The 19167-nt window shown below is 70.8% G+C and carries 10 protein-coding genes; 5 read left to right on the forward strand and 5 right to left on the reverse strand.

Features of this window, described 5'->3' with window-relative positions; genetic code table 11:
• Nucleotides 1-5 precede the first annotated feature (5 nt).
• The gene (locus AB0M35_RS21560) at nt 6-842 is read left to right on the forward strand and encodes an alpha/beta fold hydrolase (RefSeq protein ID WP_363747371.1); all 837 of its coding nucleotides are present in this window, start codon (nt 6-8) and stop codon (nt 840-842) included.
• 75 nt (nt 843-917) lie between these two features.
• Here the strand turns inward: AB0M35_RS21560 and AB0M35_RS21565 are convergent, their stop codons facing one another.
• The 3 genes from AB0M35_RS21565 to AB0M35_RS21575 all read right to left on the reverse strand — a co-directional run bounded on the left by AB0M35_RS21565 (nt 918) and on the right by AB0M35_RS21575 (nt 4985).
• Nucleotides 918-2330, reverse strand: a complete 1413-nt coding sequence (locus tag AB0M35_RS21565) for a trehalose-6-phosphate synthase (protein ID WP_363747338.1) — start codon at nt 2328-2330, stop codon at nt 918-920.
• Between the two features lie 174 nt (nt 2331-2504).
• Nucleotides 2505-3350 (reverse strand): DUF308 domain-containing protein, encoded by an 846-nt coding sequence (locus tag AB0M35_RS21570; protein WP_363747339.1) that lies wholly within the window; start codon nt 3348-3350, stop codon nt 2505-2507.
• Between the two features lie 213 nt (nt 3351-3563).
• Nucleotides 3564-4985: a serine hydrolase domain-containing protein gene (locus AB0M35_RS21575; RefSeq protein WP_363747340.1), complete on the reverse strand. Its 1422-nt coding sequence runs from the start codon at nt 4983-4985 to the stop codon at nt 3564-3566.
• 458 nt (nt 4986-5443) lie between these two features.
• Here AB0M35_RS21575 and AB0M35_RS21580 point away from each other — a divergent pair, with 458 nt between their 5' ends.
• Together AB0M35_RS21580 and AB0M35_RS21585 are read left to right on the forward strand one after the other, a co-directional pair.
• Nucleotides 5444-12883: a LamG-like jellyroll fold domain-containing protein gene (locus tag AB0M35_RS21580; RefSeq protein WP_363747341.1), complete on the forward strand. Its 7440-nt coding sequence runs from the start codon at nt 5444-5446 to the stop codon at nt 12881-12883.
• Between the two features lie 23 nt (nt 12884-12906).
• Nucleotides 12907-13086, forward strand: coding sequence for a hypothetical protein (locus AB0M35_RS21585; protein ID WP_363747342.1), 180 nt, complete (start codon nt 12907-12909; stop codon nt 13084-13086).
• 442 nt (nt 13087-13528) lie between these two features.
• Here the strand turns inward: AB0M35_RS21585 and AB0M35_RS21590 are convergent, their stop codons facing one another.
• Nucleotides 13529-17167 carry an adenylate/guanylate cyclase domain-containing protein gene (locus tag AB0M35_RS21590; RefSeq protein ID WP_363747343.1) on the reverse strand — a complete coding sequence of 1213 codons (3639 nt, stop codon included), beginning with the start codon at nt 17165-17167 and terminating at the stop codon, nt 13529-13531.
• A 176-nt stretch (nt 17168-17343) separates the two neighbouring features.
• Between AB0M35_RS21590 and AB0M35_RS21595 the strand changes: the two genes are divergently transcribed.
• Nucleotides 17344-17541, forward strand: a complete 198-nt coding sequence (locus AB0M35_RS21595; RefSeq protein WP_363747344.1) for a hypothetical protein — start codon at nt 17344-17346, stop codon at nt 17539-17541.
• A 93-nt stretch (nt 17542-17634) separates the two neighbouring features.
• Here AB0M35_RS21595 and AB0M35_RS21600 read toward each other — a convergent pair whose 3' ends face one another.
• Nucleotides 17635-18327 (reverse strand): Crp/Fnr family transcriptional regulator, encoded by a 693-nt coding sequence (locus tag AB0M35_RS21600; protein WP_363747345.1) that lies wholly within the window; start codon nt 18325-18327, stop codon nt 17635-17637.
• Nucleotides 18328-18592: 265 nt separating this feature from the next.
• On the opposite strand from AB0M35_RS21600, the gene AB0M35_RS21605 reads away from it, so the two are divergent.
• A complete protein-coding gene (locus AB0M35_RS21605) occupies nt 18593-19090 on the forward strand; it encodes a polyadenylate-specific 3'-exoribonuclease AS (RefSeq protein WP_363747346.1) in 498 nt (165 codons plus the stop codon).
• Nucleotides 19091-19167: the final 77 nt, after the last annotated feature.

A 19167-nucleotide genomic window follows, 5' to 3' on the forward strand; every position in this document is an offset into this window, starting at 1 on the left:
CGCAGTTGAGCGAGCGGGCGCGGGTGGTGCGCAGTTGGGAGTGGGCGCGCCCGGTCCGCCCGGTCCGGCGTGAGGTGCTCAGCGCCAGCCCGGAACTGGAGGAGGGGCATCCGCCGCTGCTGTTCGTACCCGGCTTCGGTCACGGCGCCTGGGCGTACGCCGAGCACTGGCTCGGGCACACCGCCTCCCGGGGCTTCCCGGCGTACGCGGTGAGCCTGCGCGGACACGGCGGCAGCGGCCCGGCGCCGGAGGCGGACCTGCGGGCGTACGCACACGACGTGGTCCAGGCGGCGGCGGGCCTGCCGAGCCAGGCGGTGCTGGTGGGGCACGGCGCCGGTGCCCTGGTGGTGGCGCACGCCCTGGCCCGCTACCCGGCCCGGGCGGCGGTGCTGGTGGCCCCGGTGTTCGGTGGCTGGGCGAGCTTCGGTGCCGCCCTGCGCCGTAACCCGTTCGGCACCCTACCGGCGGTGTTCGGTGGCGGGCTGCGGTTGAGCCGCAGCCAGCTGTTCAGTCGGGAACTGCCCGATGTCGACGCCCGGCAGTACACCGCTCGGCTGGGCCGGGCCGCCCGACGCGCCCAGTGGCAGCTGCTCACCGGCGGGGACCCGGAGCCGGCGGTGGGCGCTCCGCCGGTGCTGGTCCTGGGCAGCCCGGACGACCGGGTGGTGCCGGCGGCGGCGCTGACCCGCGCCGCCCGGCGCTACGGCTGCGCACCGCTGCTCTTTCCGGGGATGGGACACGACCTGATGCTGGACGCCCGGTGGCAGGAGCCGATCGATGCGATCCTCGACTGGCTGCTCAAGCAGCCGACCCGCGCCGGCCGGCCTGGACCGGGCCGCTAGGCCGACCCGCGAACGTCGGCCCCGACCGGGCCGTCAGGCCGACCCGCGACCGTCGGCTCGGTCGGGACCGTCGGCTCAACCGCCGAGCCGGGTGAGCAGCGAACCGCTCTGATCCAGGGTGGACAGATAGGAGCGGGCCCAGGCGCGGATGTCGTGCACCCGCAGATGCGCGCGCATGGCCTGCATCCGCGTCCGCACGTCGGCCGGTTCGGCGCGCAGGGCCGCGAGCAACCCCTGCTTGAGCCCCTCCAGGTCGTGCGGATTGACCAGGTACGCCTGCGGCAACTCGGCGGCGGCCCCGGCGAACTCGCTGAGCAGCAGCGCGCCGGCGTCGTCCACCCGGGCCGCCACGTACTCCTTGGCGACCAGGTTCATCCCGTCCCGTAGCGGGGTCACCGCCATCACGTCCGCCACCCGGTAGAGGGCGGCCAGTTCGGTCCGGTCGAACGGCTGGGTGAGGTAGTGAATCGCGGGCTCACCCACCCGGCCGAACTCGCCGTTGATCCGTCCGACCTCCCGCTCGACCCGGTCGCGGAGGATCTGGTACTGACCGACCCGTTCCCGGCTGGGCACCGCCACCTGCACCAGGACCGTGTCGCGGACCTTGACGTGCCCGCCTTCGAGCAGTTCGCTGTACGCCTTGAGCCGCTGCTCGATGCCCTTGGTGTAGTCCATCCGGTCCACACTGAGGATCACGTGATCCGGGCTGCCGAGGTCGTGACGCAGCCGGCGGGCCCGGTCGGCCACCTCCGGCCGGCTGGCGAGCGCCGCCATCTCGTTGGTGTCGATGGACACCGGGAACGCCCCGATGCGTACCATCCGGTCACCGACGGCGATCCGCCGGTCGGTGGCCGGCAGTCCCAGCACCTTGGTCACCAGTTGGGCGAAGTTGTGCGCGGCCTGCGCCCGCTGGAAGCCGACGAGATCCGCACCGAGCATCCCGCGCAGCAGTTCGGCTCGGCGGGGCAGTTGCATGAACAGCTCCGGCGGCGGGAACGGCACGTGCAGGAAGAAGCCGATGCGCAGGTCGGGTCGCAGGGCACGGAGCAGGCCCGGCACCAGTTGCAGGTGATAGTCCTGCACCCAGACCACCGCGCCGTCCTCGGCGACCTGGGCGGTCGCCTCGGCGAACCGCTGATTGACCCGCTGGTACGCGTCCCACCAGCGCCGGTGATGCTCCGGCTGCTCCACCGCGTCGTGATAGATCGGCCAGAGCGTCGCGTTGGCGAAGCCCTCGTAGTGATCGCGCAGGTCGTCGCCGGTCAGCGGCACGGTGTGCATGCGTACCCCGTCGACGTCGGGCAGGGTGGGTGCGGGACCGGTCCCGCCGGCCCAACCGACCCAGGTAGCCGGGGTGTGTCTCAGCAGCGGGTGCAGGGCGCTCACCAGCCCACCAGGGCTGCGTCGCCACTCGCAGGCGCCGTCGAGCGCCACGTTGTCGTTGATGGGGAGGCGGTTGGCTACCACCACGAGGGAACTCTGTCGCATCTCGGGCATTCCGATCAGCAGGGGAGTGACCGCCACGAGAAGGAACAACCGGGCAGTCAGGGGGGTGACGTGACGTACTGCGGTATTCCTACTGACAGTAAGTTACACCACTGTTACATCCCTCGGCGCGGGCGGTCTACATCCCGCTATCCGGGCGATCACTGCGCGGTGGGCTCAGACGACCGCCCCGTCGTCGGGGTCGTGCTCCTCGTTGCCGGGACGCAGCCGCCACACCAGCGTGACGAAACCGGCGAGGATGCCGGTGAAGCCGAGCAGCGTCACCACGCCACGGTCGGCCGGGACCAGGTCGGGAAAGAGGAACAGCACGAACCCGAACACCACGGCGAGCACGCCGGCCAGCGCGTACTTCGACACCCGGGGCAGCGGCGGGGGCGGGGGCGGGACGTAGCGCTCGTTGTCGTCCGGGTCGTCGGGCAGGTCCGTGCCGAAGGTGTCCAGGCCGTCCAGCAGCGACGGGCCGTCGCCGTCGCGTGGGCCGCGTCCCACCGAGACACCGGAGATGTCCGCCGCGTACGGCAGTCGGCGTACGTGGGTCGCGGTCGGCCCCACCGGATCGTCGCTGCCCGGCAGCGTCGCGGTGGTGGTGCCGGCCCGGCCCGGCGGCTCGTCCACGTCCTCCGCGGCCGGCCACGGATGCGCGCCGGTGCCAGGGGAGGCGTGGAAACCGGCGACGATCTGAGCCCATTCGGCGTCGATGTCCGGTTCCTCACTGGCACGCCCGGGGGTGCTCTCATCGCTGAGTTGGCTGAGGTAATCCCGCGCGGTGCTCAGGTGCGAGCGGTCCACGTAGAGCCGGTCGACCGGTCGGGGCGGCACGGTGGTGGTGCGGGTGACCGGGTTCAGATCCGCCGACGGTTGCAGATAGGCGGCGATGCCGCCGGCCGCCAGCACGTCGAGCAGGTGCTCGCCGACGCGCGGGTCGACATCGCCGGCCACGGCGTACTCGCTCGCGTCGATCCCGTTGTCCCGCCGCCCCCGACGGGCTCCACCCGCTGACACCGGACCATCCTCCTCATCGCGCCGCCGGCGCGCCCCGCGTCCAGCCCCTGGGCGCCACCCACACGCCGTGCTCTGAATCGTGACACGTCCGGACCAGGTTCGGGGAGTGCCTTGTGGCGTGGGGTACCTCGGCGCGTCCTTCACCGCTGGTCGAGGCGAGACTCTTTGTCCCTTTGTGCGGGGCGTGCCAGGGAACCAACAGATGATCAGCGGTCAGGCGCAGAGGTTGGCGACGGCGACGCGGACCGGGTCGGGGTTGGCCCAGCTCCAGTTGGGATGGGCGCGGTTGGTCAGCAGGACCAGGACCAGCTTGCGGTCGGGATGGACGAGTAGCGAGGTGCCGGTGAAGCCGGTGTGTCCGAAGGTGCGGGTGGTGGTGAGTTTGCCCATGAACCAGGGTTGGTCGAGCACGACGCCGAGGCCGTGGTCGGAGGTGCGGTTGGGGCGTTCGGCGTCGACGGCGGGCAGGCCGGCGTTGACGTTGGTCAGCATCTGCCGGGTGACGGCCTCGGAGAGGATCCGGGTGCCGCGGTAGGTGCCGCCGTTGAGCAGGAGTTGTCCGATGACGGTGAGGTCGGCGGCGGTGGAGAAGATGCCGGCGTGTCCGGCGATCCCGCCGAGGATGTTGGCGACGTCGTCGTGCACGGTGCCGCGCAGCAGCCCGCGGGAGGACCGCGCGTCGGTGGCGACGAGCCGGGCGGCCTGATCGGTGTTGCTGAGCCAGGTCTTGGGGTTGAAGCCGGTGTCGTGCAGGCCGAGCGGGCCGGTGATGCCGGACTTGAGGGCCTTGTCGAGTCGTTGGCCGGTGAGCTTCTCGACGAGTTGGGCGGCGACCATGAGCCCGACGCTGGAGTAACGGAAGACGGTGCCGGGGGTGGCGCCCTTGATCAGCGGGGTGGCGAGTACGGCGGCGCGTCGGGCGGCGTCGTCGGGCAGACCGGTGACCTTGGCGCCGACGGGCAGCCCGCTGGTGTGGGCCAGCAGCATGGCGACGGTGATCTTGTTCTTGCCGGCACCGGTGAAGCCGGGCAGGTAGTCCACCACGGGGGCGTCGAGGGCGATCCGGCCGGCGTCGACCTGTTGCAGGGTCAGGATGGCGGTGAAAACCTTGGTCAGCGAGGCGGTGTCGAAGATCGAGTCGTGGCGCATGGCGACCTGTTTCGACTCGGGTAGCAGCACCGGGCCGGCGTCGTAGCGCAGGGCCTTGCCGACCGCGGTGCGGGCGAGGAGTTTGCCGTCGACCTGCACGTAGGCCACCGCGCCGGCGTACGCGGGGTGGTTCGGGTTCGCGCTGGTCGGTTTGAGGTGTCGGGTCAGCTCAGCGGTCAGGGCTCGGCTCAGCGGCGAAGGTGTACCGATACCGGCCTGCCCGCTCAAGCTGCCGCCGGCCGCCGCCTCGGCCGAGCTGCCGGGTGCCGCGCCGAGCGCCTCGCTAGCCGCCGCCGAGGGGGCTCCTGACGACGGCACCCCCGACGTGCCGGCGCCGGGACCGTGCGTTGCGGCGGGGCCGGCGGGTGAACCGGTGGCAGCAGCGGCATCCACCGTGGACGGCGAAGCCGGCTCGCGGCAGCCGGTGACGACAGCGGTGACCGCGGCCAGGCCAGCCCCCAGCACGGTACGGCGGTGCACAGACATGCGCCGCATCATGACAGGCGTGGATCGCCGGGCAAAGTCCGGCGCCCGGCTCGCCTGGTCCGTCCGCCCGAACGGATAGTGATCATTGCCACACGTCCTGCTATTGACCAGGGAGCTGGGCCGTGCCGATAGCCGCAAGGCGGGCTTCACGGTCGGTGATCGGCGGGCGGTGTCGGACGCCCTCGTCCGGGGGGCGGACGGTCGAACGATTCCCCTCGTGACCTGCCCGGTGGGCCGAGAACGAAGTTGCCCCGCCGTGACATCGCCGACAGTTACTGCCTGATCGACTGAGGGTAGTCTGTCCGATTTGCATCATCGGTCGTTTGTGGTGCCCCTCGGGTGGTATTGCGCTGCCCTTAATGGTTCACAACGTCATCCGTCAATGTGTTGATCTCATTTACCGCTCTCCATAGGCTGCGCTGACTTTCGCTGGGTTCTGCCTTACGGGGAGGCTGACTGTGCCGGAACAGTGGATGCGTGGCGGCGTGTTCGTCGCGTTGGCGGGCAACGGATCCGTCCGCTGGGCGAGACGGATCGTGGTGGTGGCGCTGGCGGCGCTGCTGGCGATGACCATGTCGGACATTCCGGTTCGCCCTGATCGGGCGGTGGCCGCGCCGCCGCCGACTGCCGAGCCGAGGCCGGTCGCGAAGCCGACGTGCCCGGAGGACCGGCCGGACGAGGTGTCGGCGGCGGTGGCCGCGCGGTTGTGTGGCGAGCGGGTCGAGGTGGCGGACCGACGGTCGGAGACCGTGCAGGTCTTCGCCAACCCGGACGGCACCATGACGCAGGAGCAGGCGCTCGCCCCGGTGCGGGTGCGCCGGGGGGACAGCACCTGGGTGCCGGTGGACCTCACGCTTGAGCGCCGGGCCGACGGCACGGTGGTGCCGAAGGCGCACGCCCGCGACCTCACTTTCGCCGGCGGCACCTCGGCCGAGGGCGAGCACGAGGTGGTGTCGTTGGGCTCCGGCGCGGAGCAGTCGGCGCTGGCCTGGAACGGTCCGCTGCCCGAGCCGGTCCTCGACGGCCGGACCATCACCTACCCGCAGGTCCGCCCCGGGGTCGATCTGGTGTTCCACGCGCACGCGAGTGGCTTCGAGCAGCACTTCGTGGTGAAGGAGCGGGCCGGGCTGGCGCAGGTGCGCAAGCTGACCCTGTCGATGCGGACGGGCAAGCTCACCGTTGCCGGTGACGGCATGGGCGGTCTGGTGCTGCGCAACTCCCGGGGCAAGCAGGTCGGTCGGGCGCAGACGCCGATCATGTGGGACGCGGAGGTCTCGCCGCACTCCGCCCAGCACCTCAACGTGGCGCCGGTCAAGCTGCGTACGAAGGCGGCCGGCAAGGGCCGTACGGTGCTGGAGTTGACCCCGGACGCGGAATTCCTGGCCCGCGAGGACCTGACCTTCCCGGTGACGATCGACCCACCGACGTCGTTGTCGCCGGCGTTCGACGCGTTCGTGCAGAACACGTTCTCCAGTGACCAGTCCGGGGCCAGCGAACTGCGGCTCGGCTACTCCAACGACGGTGGCACCTTCTATGCCCGGTCGTACCTGCGGTTCAACACGACGGGCTTCGCCGGCAGCAAGATCATCACGGCGAAGCTGCGGCTTTGGAACTCCCACTCCTGGTCGTGCACGGCGGCCTCATGGGAGGCGTGGCGTACCGACAACGTGACCTCGACGGTGCGGTGGACCAACCAGCCCACCGCGCGGGCGAAGGTCGGCACGTCGACCGAGACCAAGGGCTACAACTCGTCCTGCAACGACGGCTACGTCTACATCGAGGTCGGCGGGGCGTTGCAGCACAGTGCCGACAACAGCCTGTCCAGTGCGAGCGTGATGCTGCGCGCCACCTCCGAGTCGGCCACCGCCGGCTGGAAGAAGTTCGACTCCGCCGAGGGCACCCGTCCGCCGCTGGTGACAATCACCTACAACAGCACGCCGACGGCGCCGTCCGCGCTGGCCGTCGCGCCGTGTTACACCGCCTGCGGGGCGGGGGCGCGGACCGCGTCGCTGCGGCCGACGTTGTCGGCGAAGCTGGCCGACGCCAACGCGGGGCAGACGTTGCAGGCCGAGTTCGAGGTACGCAACAAGAGCACCCTGGCGGTGGTGTCGACCTCGGGGCTGCGCTCGGGTAGCCCGGCGTGGACCAACGGGTCGACCGCCTCCTGGCAGGTGCCGGTCAACCTGGTCAACGGCACCGAGTACGAGTGGCGGGTACGCGGCAAGGACCCGCACACCTACGGGGGCTGGACCGGGTGGACCACGTTGACGGTGGACACCACCAAACCCGGGGTGCCGTTCGTGTCGGCGACGATCTATCTCGACGACGGGCAGCCGCACGGTGGTGCGGAGGCACCGGACACGTTCACGTTCACTCCGGCGGCCGGCACCACCGACCTGGCCGCGTTCGTCTACAAGCTCGACTACGAGGCGAGCGCGACGACGGTCGCGGCCACCGGCGCCATGTCGGTGACCCTGCGCCCCCGCGACGGCCAGCGCACACTGACGGTGCAGGCCAAGGACTCGGCGGGCAACCTGTCCGACCCCAACATGTACGTCTTCTCCGCCGGTGACGCGGCGCTGGCGCAGCCACTGCCCGGCGCGACCATCGTCAAGCGCACCAAGCTGGAGATCACCACCCCGGTGACCGGCTACACCCGGGCGTACTTCGAGTACCGGCGAGGACCGGGCGGCGCGGTGCTGCCTATCCCGTCGGCGAACCTCACCTCGGCCACCGGCGCCCCGATCACCGCGACGGCGGCGAGCCCGGTCGCGTTGTCGTCGCTGGGCGGGTACGCGATCTGGAACGCCACCGACACCCTCGGCCTGACCGGCGGCGTGGTGGAGGTGCGGGCCCGGCTCTACACGGCTGGCGGCAGCACCCCCGCGTACACGATCCCGTGGGTGCGGGTGACGGTGGACTCCAGTGGCGCGGGCGCTGCGGTCACCGACGTCGGCCCGGGGTCGGTCAACCTGTTAACCGGCGATCACGCCCTGTCCGCCACCGACGCCGACGAGTTGGGTCTGTCGGTGTCCCGGACGTCGTCGTCACGCAAGGGTGGTGACGGCTACCTGCCGATGGGGCAGCGGCTGACGCCAAACCAGCAGCAGATCTCCACGAACCTGACCGGCTTCACAGTGCCGACCACCTCGTCGGCGGTCCGCTCCACCGTCCGCGGCCAGGGCGAGACCACCCCGGCCGACTCGTTGGAGATCACCCCGGTCACCACCAGCAGCAACGACACCTACGTGGCGGTCGGTGGTGACGGTGGGGCGCTGCGGCTGGGCATGACCGCCGGCAAGACGTACCGGATGACCGGTTGGATCTTCGTGCCCGCCGCGACCGGCCTCGTTCCCGAGAACACCCACCGGGGGCTGCGGATCGTCGGTATCCACCGGGTCGGCAGCACCTACACCGAGGTGGTCTCGCCGATGGCCGCCTACACCGAGGGCTGGCAGGAACTGTCGGTGGACATGACCGTCCCCGCCGGCGCCACCGAAGCCTTCTTCCGCCTCTACAACGGCGCCCAGGGCGGCTCCGGCCGCCGCGTCTACTGGGACAACCTCTCCTTCACCGAGATCGTCGCCCCCTTCGGGCCTGCCTGGAACGGCGGCGCCACCGGCGGCGCGGCGGACGTCGACTACACCACGCTCGAACTGCCCGAGCCGTCGATGGCGGTGGTCAACACCATGGGCGGTGACTGGATCACCTTCGCCAAGAACGCCGACGGGACGACGTTCACCCCGGAACCGGGTGCGGAGGGGATGGTGCTGAGCCGGGTGGGCAGCACCGCGTACCGGCTGTCCGAGCTGGACGGCGCGATCACCGAGTTCACCCAGCAGGGCGGGGTGTGGGCGGCCACGTCCTCGTGGACGGCGGAAGCACACACCACCACCCGCTACACCTACGAGACCACCGGTGACCGACTGCTGCTCAAGAAGGTGATCAACCCGGTCGAGCCGGGCGTGGACGACACCAACAACTGTGCCGCCGCCACCTTGGTCCGGGGCTGCGAGGTGTTGGAGTACGAGTACGCCACCGCCACCACCCCCGGGCTGAGCCCGACCGTCTTCGGCGACCACATCGACCGGGTCACCGGCGTGAAACTCTGGGCCTGGGACCCGGAAACCTCCGCGATGACCGCCACCCACATCGCCCGCTACGCCTACGACAACCTGGGCCAGCTCCGTGAGGTCTGGGACCCCCGCGTCACCCCCGCCCTGAAAACCAGCTACGAGTACGCCGACGGCCGGGTCGTCAAGCTCACCCCGGCCGGTGAGCTGCCGTGGCACTTCGACCACGGCAACCCCGACGTCGACTCGGCGGCACTGCGCTGGGACCTCGACGCCGGCACCGGCACCGCCGTGGCCGACTCCTCGGGCAGCGGCCGCAACGGCACCATGGCCAGCGGCGTGACCTGGGGTCAGGGCAACGATCCCGACAACCCCGCCGACCGGGCCGCGGTCTTCACCGGCGGCTCCGGCCAGCAGGTCAGCGTCGCCGGCTCGGCGCTGTCCAACACCTCCTCCTACACCGTCTCGGCCTGGGTACGCCTGAAGACCAAGACGGCCAACCGCACCGCCGTGTCCAAGGACGGCTCGCGTACCAGCGGCTTCTTCCTCAACTACGTCGCCGCCGACGACCGGTGGGCCTTCTCCCGGGTCAGCGCCGACAGTGACAGCGCCACCCCGGTCCGGGCCACCTCCAACACCGCCCCCGTGGCCGGCCGGTGGACCCACCTGACCGGCGTCTACGACACCGCCAGCGGACGGATGAAGCTCTACGTCGACGGCGTACTCCAGAACACCACCGCCGCTGTCGGCGGCTGGAACGCCACCGGCAACTACGTCATCGGCCGCGCCAAGTGGGCCGGCGCCGCCGCCAACGTCTGGGACGGCGAGATCGACGACGTCCGCGTCTACGGTAAGGCGCTGAACGACGACCAGGTCGCCGACCTGGCCGGCGACGAGAACGCCGGCCGACTGCTCCGGGTCCGCCGCGCCGCCCTGCAACAGGGCTCCAAGACCGTCACCGACGGTGAGATCGCCACCAACGTCGTCTACAACGTCCCGCTGACACAACTCGGCGGTGGTCCGTACAACCTGAACGCCACCGCCATCTCGGCGTGGGGCCAGGTCGACCTGCCCACCGACGCCACTGCCATCTTCGGACCGGAGGACGATCCCGGCCGCAACAGCGCCACCCCGGCCGCGCCGAGCAGCACCGGCTACCCGTACGCCACCGTCCACTACCTCGCGGCCGGCGGTAAGGAGGTCAACACCGCGACCCCGGGCGGTCACATCGACACCCAGGAGTACGACAGGTTCGGCAACGTCATCCGCACCCTGGAAGCCACCGACCGTTCACTGGCCCTCGGCGTGTTGCCCGACGCCGACACCTACCTCGCCGAGCTCGGCCTCGCCAATTCCGACACCGCCAGCCGAGCGCTCGCCCTGTCCACCGTCAACACGTACAGCACCGACGGCATTGACCTGCTGGAGACCGTCGGCCCGACCTCGACACTGGTGTTGGAGAATCCCGTCGCCGATCCGGACGGCAGCGGACCGCTGGAAGAGATTCCCGCCGGGGCGACGGTCATCGGTCGGGCCCGCACCGTCAAGACGTACGACGAAGGCAAACCCGACGGCGCCACATACCATCTCCTGACCACCGAGCAGTCCGGTGTGCAGGTCGTCGGCTACCCGGACGCCGACGTACGGGTGAACCGGAACGGCTACCAGGCCGCGTACGGCGGTGTGTCCGGCTGGACGCTGAAGAAGTCCACCAGCCGGACCGTGGACGCCGTCACCGGCGGGAAGAATCTCACCTCGCACACCGTTCACGACGCCGCGGGCCGGGTGGTCAAGCAGGTGGAGGTCGGCTCGACGGGAAGCGACGCGAGGACGCGGGAGACCATCTACTACACGGCCGGAGCGAACGAACAGGACAGCGCCTGCGGCAACCGGCCGGAGTGGGCCGGGCAGCCGTGCCTCATCCGGGCAGCAGGGACGGTCGCCGGGCACGATCCGGCGCGGATGACCACCGAACTGCCGGTCCGGCGGGTCACCGCCTACAGCCGCTACGGCAAGGAATCGGTGGTGACCGAAACCTCGGCCGGCAAGACCCGGACCACCACCACGACGTACGACGCGGCGGCGCGGGTGACCGGTACCACGATCACCTCCGACGAGGGGACGGCGATCGGCACGATCACGACCACCTACAGCCCGCAGAACGGCCAGACCACCGTCACCACCATGGGCGCCGTCACCATCAGTCAGGAGTACGACGACCTCGGCCGGCTGGTGTCGTACACCGACGCCGACGGAGCGACCACGGTGACGGAGTTCGACCGGTTCGGCAAGGAGGTCAAGGTGTCGGACCCGACCGGACACAAGACGTACGCCTACGACCGTGCGATCGAGCCACGCGGCCTGCTGACCGGCGTCACCGACAGCATTGCCGGGACCTTCACCGCCAAGTACTCGCCGGACGGGCAACTGACCGAGATGACCTATCCCGGTGGTCTGACCCGCACCGACCGGCTGGACGCGAACCTGCAGCCGGTGGAGCGCACCTACACCCGCGACTCCGACAGTGAAGTCATCTACTCTGAGTCGGTGGTGGAGAACACCGCAGGCCAGTGGGTGACCCACACGTACACCGGCGGAAGCAAGAACTACCGGTACGACCGACTGGGCCGGCTGACGCGTACGCAGCACGACACCGCCCTGACCGGTGGGTGTGTCACCCGCACCTACCACTACGACGACCGGTACAACCGCACCGACCTGTGGGCCTACGCCCCGGACGAGGACGGCGAGTGTCAACAGGACACCTCCGCCGAGCACGAGGAAGTCGTCTACGACACCGCCGACCGGGTGACCGACGCCGGGTACGTCTACGACGCGTTCGGTCGCACGAGCGACCTGCCGACAGGGCTGAGCAACTCCTACTTCGCCAACGACCTGGTGCGGCGGCAGCAGCTCGGTGACTCGCGTCAGACGTGGACTCTGGATCCGGCTTTGCGCTTCCGGGCGTTCACCACCGAGACGCTGGTCGACGATGAGTGGATCAACACGGCGTCCAAGGTCAACCACTACGGCGACGACTCCGACGAGGTCACGTGGGTCAGCGAGGATCCGACCGGCACCATCACCCGCAACGTGTGCGGCCCCGATGGTGATCTCGCCGCGACGACCTCGGCGACCGGTGACATCGTCTTGCACTTGACGAACCTGCACGGCGATGTGGCGGTGACCATCGACACCGCGCTGACGGAGCCGGAACTGTTCGACTACGACGAGTTCGGTGTGCCGATGGCAGCCCAGTCCGACCAGCGCTACGGGTGGCTGGGCGGTAAGCAGCGCTCCAGCGAGGCACTGGGCGACAGCATCCTCATGGGTGTGCGGCTGTACAGCCCGGCCCTGGGCCGTTTCCTCCAGGTTGACCCGATCTACGGTGGAAGCTGCAACGCCTACGAGTACACCTGCGCCGACCCGATCAACGCGACCGACCTGGACGGCAAGCGGAAGTGCTCGCGCTGGGCCAGGTGGGCTTGCCGGGCCTACAACAAGGCACAGCGCGGATATCGCACCACCCGCAACGTCGTCCGCTATTCGACTCGTACCTACCGGGCGAACGGGGCCTGCTGGTCCGGGACGTCGGGCAGCAACTGCGGGCGCAACAGCTACCACGCCAGGGTGGGCCGCGCCATCCGCCGGGACGTCAAGCGCGCCTGCCGTGTCTACACCAACGGCCCGTCCTGGGGCTGGGCCGGCGCGTCAACGGGCTACGGGGCTGCGGCGGCGAAGTGGGGATGGCGAGGCGCCCGCCTGGCTGGACGGGCAGGCTGGGTCGGTTGGACAGTCGAGGGCGTATGTTTCCTGCACAGGTGACGAGGGTGACGAGGGTGACGAGGGTGACGAGAGTCGGTTGGATTCTGGCGGGTGTGGGTTTTCTGCTCTGGGCTCTCTCGCCGCTGCTGTGGATCGTGGGCAGCCTTGAGCTCGACACGAGCCTGTTCCTCGGCTCCACCGCGTTGCTGCCCTGGATGACCTACCTGAGCCTGAGGCGTCGCGGTGACGATGAGGCTTCGTAGCCTGGCGACGGTGGTCGGCAACGGGTCAGCGTCGTAGTTCCACCGACGAGGTTGCCGCGCTGCGGACCGCAGGGTCCGCAGCGCGGCGTTTGGTGGGCGAAGGCACGTACCTCGGCCAACTCGCCGAGCAGGTCGGCGGCGCGGTTCACGGCGCTCGTTCGACGGAGGGACCGAGGGTGATTCGATGGGCAGAGTGAGCTTGCTGCTGAGAACGAGGCTGGGATGGTCGCTGCTCATCGGAGTAGGCGTTCCCTATGTCCTCGCCCAGCGGTATCTGCCAGCTCCGTGGGCGACCTGGATCTCACTCGGGATACTTTTCGTGGGAATCCTGATCTCGATGGTTGCGATCAATGTCAAGTTTGATAGTGGCCGATTCCAGGATGCCGACAGTCCTGAGAGTGATGGTGATCGAAGAAGGTGACCGGCGGACGGGGCGGCGGGGTCAACTGGCGAGCGGCTGCGCGCCGGCCGGCGGGTGGGCCAGGGCGAGCAGGCCCGGTGCGGCGTTGCGGTGGGCGAAGGCGCGTAGCTCGGTCAACAGCGGGCCGGCTGCGGCCGGGTCGTCGCCCGCCGTCAACTCCCGTACCGTGAAGGTCAGCGACAACATCCGGTCGGTGACGTCGGGGATACCGGCGTAGATCTCGGCGGCGGCCAGGTGCAGCTCGGCGGCGTGCCGGTGGTCGCCGTCGGCGCCGGCCAGGGCGGCCGTCACGGTCCGCAGCGTCGCCTCCGACCAGGGTGTACGGTGACCCACCTGGCCCAGCATGGCGCGTACCCGCGCGGCGGACCTGCGACCGGCGAGGGTGGCCGCCCAACCGGCCGCGGCGATCCACTCGCCGCTGGCCAGCGCCGGGACCTTCGTCCACGCCTCGGCCAGCTCGTCGACCAGGGCGGCGGCCTCGTCGGTGCGCCCCTGCACCGCCCGGCACAGCGCGCCCATCGCCAGCATCGTCCAGTGCAGCCGGTGGAAGCCGCTGCGCCGAGCGGTGTCCAGCGCGGCCGCCACATCGTCGTACGGCGGCGGGGCCTGTCCCGCCGAAAGCGGTGTGGGGCCGGCGACGTCGGATGGTGAGGCTGCGGCATCGGCAGCCGGCTGCGGGTCCGCCTCCGGTCTGGCGGGCGGACCGGCGGGCGGCGGTACCGGTCGGCCGCGCAGCACCAGCAGGCACGACCGTAAGCCCCGGACCTGCATGTCCCAGCTGCCGGTCGGGGTGTGCACGAACGCCTCGGCGGCGGCGAGCAGCCGGCCGAAGTCACCCTCGAACCAGGCCCGCATCGCCTCCCCGGAGTAGCTGGTGGTCAGCGTCTGCCCGCTCGCGGTTCGCGCCGGGGCCGCCGAGAGCAGGGCGTCGGAGCGCAGCCAGTCGCCCTCCTCACGGACCGCGTACGCGAGGTTCTGGGTGGCCCGGGGCAGCGCCAGCAGTTGCTGCGCCCGGCTGAACTCCACGATCGCGTACAACTCGTCCAGGCCGGACCGGTCGCCGGCCTGGTAGCGGGCGGTGGCGGCGGTGATCCGGGCGTTGGTGCGGGTCTCGGTCAGCCCGAGCCGTTCGCCGATCTCGGCTGCGGTGTCGGCCGCCGCCACCGCCGGGTCACGCTCGTAGTTGAGCATGTGCAGCCGGCCCAGCTCGGCGAAGGCGTCCGCCTTCTGGGCGCTGTCCGGCAGCGGATCGAACAGCCGTACGGCGTGGTTCAGGCAGGCCAGCGCCGCCTGCCGGTCGGCGCGCAGCCACGCGGCCTGGCCCAACAGCGTCCAGGCCCGCGCCGCGCACGCCTCGTCGCCGTAGGCCAGCAGCCGGTCGGCCAACGTCTGCATCTGCTCGGACCCACCGCCGGAGAGGAACGCGTTGCCGTCGCGGTAGAACGAGATCTCGGTGCTGAGCAGTTCCAGTTGGAGCCGTCCCACCGGGTCGGAGTCGTCGGCCAGCCCGAGCGCCCGGCCCGCGTGACCGGCGGCGGCGTCCAGCCCGTGCAGGGCGTACGCCCGACGGGCCGCCCGGTGCAGCGCGGCCCGTGCGGGGCCGGCGTAGCGGGTGGTGTCCATGCCCAGCGACCGGGCGATCTCGTGTGCCGCCCAGCGATGATGGGCCAGCACCTCGGCCAGGTCGGTGTCCCGGCTCTGCGACAACGTGTCCAGCCAGTCGGCTGTGCGGTCGTGCCGGGCCACCCGCTCGGTACGCGGCAGCCGCTGGTAGCAGACGTCGCGTACCAGCACATGCCGGAAGCGGTACTCCGGCTGACCGGCCATGGTGGACGCAGCCTGCTCGTGGACGAAGTCGCGCTGTTCCAGCCGGCGCAGGGCACGTTCGACGGCCTCGACCGGCTGCCCGACCGCCGCCGCCACCGCCCCCGGCCAGAACTGCACGCCTACGACGGCCGCCGCCAGCAGCACCGCCCGGTCCTTCGCGTCGAGCAGGTCCACCCGGTTGGCGATGACCGCGTGCACGCTCTCCGGCATCGGCAGGTCGAGATGCTTTTCCAGCGACCAGCCCCGCCCCGACTGGCGCAACGCACCCTGCTCGATCAGCATCCGGACGTACTCGTGGGCGTAGAGCGGGTTGCCGCCGGCCACCTCGATCAGCGGGGTGAGCAGGTCGGCGGAGAACGCGGCCTGGCCGAACATGTGCGCGTACAGCGCGGCGATGCCGGTGTCGCGCAGCGGCGGCAGGGTGATGGTCACCGAGCCGGTGATCGTCCCCGCCCAGCTCGGGTCGCGGTCGACCAGTTCGGGGCGGGCGGTGCAGAGCAGCAGCAGCGGCACGTCCCGGGCCGCCGCGCCGAGCAGTTCCACGAAACGCAGCATCGCGTCGTCGGCCCAGTGCAGATCCTCGAAGACCAGCACGGTGGGGCGGCGGGTCGCCAGCGCCAGCAGGAACCTTCGCCACGCCGATTCCGCCTCCTCGGCCGGCAACGACGTGCCGGGCAGACCGACCAGCGGGCGCAGTGCGTCGGCGACCCGGTCCCGCTCGCCGGGGCCGACCAGTTCACCGACGGCTGCGGCGAGCCGCTGGGCGGCGGTGCCGGCCGGGTCGGTGTCGAGGATGCCCGCTTCGGCCTTGACGATGTCGGCCAGCGCGGCGAACGTGACGTTCTCGCCGAACGGCGGGCACCGCCCGATGCGCCAGGTCAACGGTTCGTCCACCAGCCGGGCGGTGTGCCGGTGCAGTTCCCGGACCAGCCGGCTCTTGCCGATGCCGGCCCGCCCGAAGACGGTGACGACCTGGGGACGGCGGTCGCGCAGACTGCGGTGCAGGGCGTTGACCAGCATGCCCAGCTCATGTTCGCGGTCGATCAACGGGGTGGCGTCCGGTTCCCGGTCGGCGGGCTGCTGGCGTACCGCGGCCAGGGCCAACCACACCTCGGTCGGTGCGGAACGCCCGCGCAGGGTGACCGGGGACTGCTCGTCGTAGCGGATGGTGTCCCGGGTCAGCGCGTGCGTGGCACCGTCGACCAGCACCCCGCCCGGCGGCGCCACGGACTGCAACCGGGAGGCGGTGTTGACCACGTCGCCGGCCACGATCGCCTGCCCACCGTCGCGGGCGGCGGCCACGTCGACCAGCGCCTCGCCGGTGGCCACCCCGACCCGGAAGCGCAACCCGTCGGTACCGGTGGGCGCGAAGCGGGTGAGTATCCGTTGCAGCTCCAACCCGGCCCGTACGCACCGCAGCGCGTCGGTCTCGGTGGCCACCGGCGCGCCGAACAACGCCATCACCGCATCGCCGATGTACTTCTCGACCACCCCGCCGTACTGGCCGACGACTCGGCGGGCGGCGGAGAAGAACCCGGTCTGCATGCCGCGGACCAGCTCCGGATCGGCCCGCTCGACGTACGGGGTGAAGTCGATCAGGTCGACGAACAGCACACTGACCCGGCGGCGGTCCTCCTGAGGAATCGCCGGGGCGCGGTCGTTGCCGGCCCGGGGCGCACCGCAGGAGGTGCAGAAGACCACGTCCGGCGCGAGCGGACGCAGGCAGTGTGGGCAGACGGCACCGAGCTCCGCCCCGCAGCCACCGCAGAAGCGGTCGCCGTCGGTGGCGGTGCGTCCACAGCGATCACACTGAGTGGCGATGACACCCTCCACTGGCGAGCCCCGACACCGGAGCGCAGGATCGAGTATTGCGGCCCAGCACAGTGTCGGGTACCGGGCTGTTGGCTTGTGGACACTCCACCGGGCAGTCCAGCGCGTTGCGCAACGGCTAGATTCAGGCAGCCGATTCGTTGATCGCTTATCAGGGGGACAGCCTCATGGTGTACGTCATGTTGAGCAGCGACTGGACCGACGGTAACGGCGTCACTCACCTGGCCGGGGACTCGGTGGACGTGGACGCCGCGACTCTCGCCCAGCTGCAGGCACAGGGAATCGTCGGCGAGGTGCCGGGGTCGGGCAAGGACGGCACCGACTGGGCCGGGCCGGGCGGCACCGACTGGGCCGGCCCGGGAAGCACCAAGCCCTGACCGAGTAGCCAAAGGGCGGTGCCGGGGCCGACAGGCCCGGCACCGCCCTTTCAGCTTTGGCTGGTCAGCCTTCGCTCATGCCGGTCTGGCTGGTCAGCGTTCGCTCATTCCGGCGCGGCGACGCAGCGCCGGTACGTCGGTGACCACGATCCGGCGACCTTCGGTCCGCAACCAACCCCGGCTGGCGAACGAGCCGATCGCCTGGTTCACGCTCTGCCGGGAGCCACCAGCCATCTCCGCGAGCTGGCTCTGGTTCAGCTCGATGGTGATCATCGGTGCCTGGCTCTCGCCGGCGAGCCGCACCAGCGTCTTGGCCACCCGGCCGGGCAGGTCGAGGAAGACGTGGTCGGCGTTCTGCTCGGTCAGCCGGCGGATGAGCCCACCCAGGGACCGCATCACCGCGTCGAGGATGCGTGGGTTCGAGTGCACCAGCTCCATGAAGGCGCCCCGGGACAGGGCGAGGGCGGTGCAGTCCTCGATAGCCTCGGCCGAGGCGGACCGGGTGGAGGCATCCAGCAGGGAAACCTCGCCGAGGACGTCCGGCGGTCGGATCACCGACAGCACCGCCCGTTCACCGGTCGGAGCGGTGCGGAACACCGCCACCGCACCCCGGCGCAGCACGATCAGCGACTCGCCCGGGTCGTTCTCGACGAACAGCAGCTGACCCTTGCGGTACGTCCGGGGCACCGCAGCGGCGATCACGCGCTGGCGTACCTCGGGCTCCAGCCCGGCGAACATCTCGACACCCGTGAGCGCGTCGCCCGGCTCTGGCAGGCGCATCTCCACGGACCCACCCCTCCCCGGTCAAGGATCCAACTCGCTCACCGGGTGAGCCTGGTGGCCCCTGACAAGGCGAACTGACACCCGTTCGGCGTCCGGCAGCGGTACACATCAGATCATGACGGTCCGGTCGCGTGCTGTACACCCCTCAAATCACTTCTGTGACACCTTCAGCTGCGATGTCGCTGTCAAGGATGACGTGGAAGCGCTCCCGCTTCCGCCCCGCGCCCCGCCCGCCCGGACCCTGTCGGCGTCGGCGAGGATGGCAGGGATGGTCTACCGCTATTTCTACGACTGCGAATTCATCGAGGACGGCCGCACGGTCGAACTGGTGTCGATCGGCATCGTCGACGAGTACGGCCGCGAGTTCTACGCGGTCTCCACCGAGTTCGACGCGTCCCGGGCCGTGCCCTGGGTCCGCCGCAACGTGCTGGACAAGCTGCCCTCCCCGGCGGACCGGGCCTGGCGCTCCCGGGAGCGCATCCGCGACGAGTTGTACGACTTCCTCGTCGAGCCGATCCGCGAGCGCCCCGGCGAGGAACTGGAGCTGTGGGCCTGGTACGCCGCGTACGACCACGTGGCGCTGGCCCAGCTGTGGGGTGCAATGCCGGCGCTGCCCCGGGAGATCCCCCGGTTCACCAAGGACCTGCGGCAGTTGTGGGACGACCGGGGGCGGCCACGGCTGCCGAACGCCGACTCCGCGCGGCATGACGCCCTGGTCGACGCTCGGCACAACCTGGCCCGGTGGCGGGCGATGACCGGGTCGTAGGTTTGGTCGGTTCCGTCCCGGGCACGGGTTCGGCCTACCGGGGGTCGACGCGAGGGAGCAGCGCCATGAGCGAGCGC

Origin of the sequence: Micromonospora sp. NPDC051196 (genome assembly GCF_040682415.1) — a bacterium.
In the GTDB taxonomy this organism is placed as follows: Bacteria; Actinomycetota; Actinomycetes; order Mycobacteriales; family Micromonosporaceae; genus Micromonospora.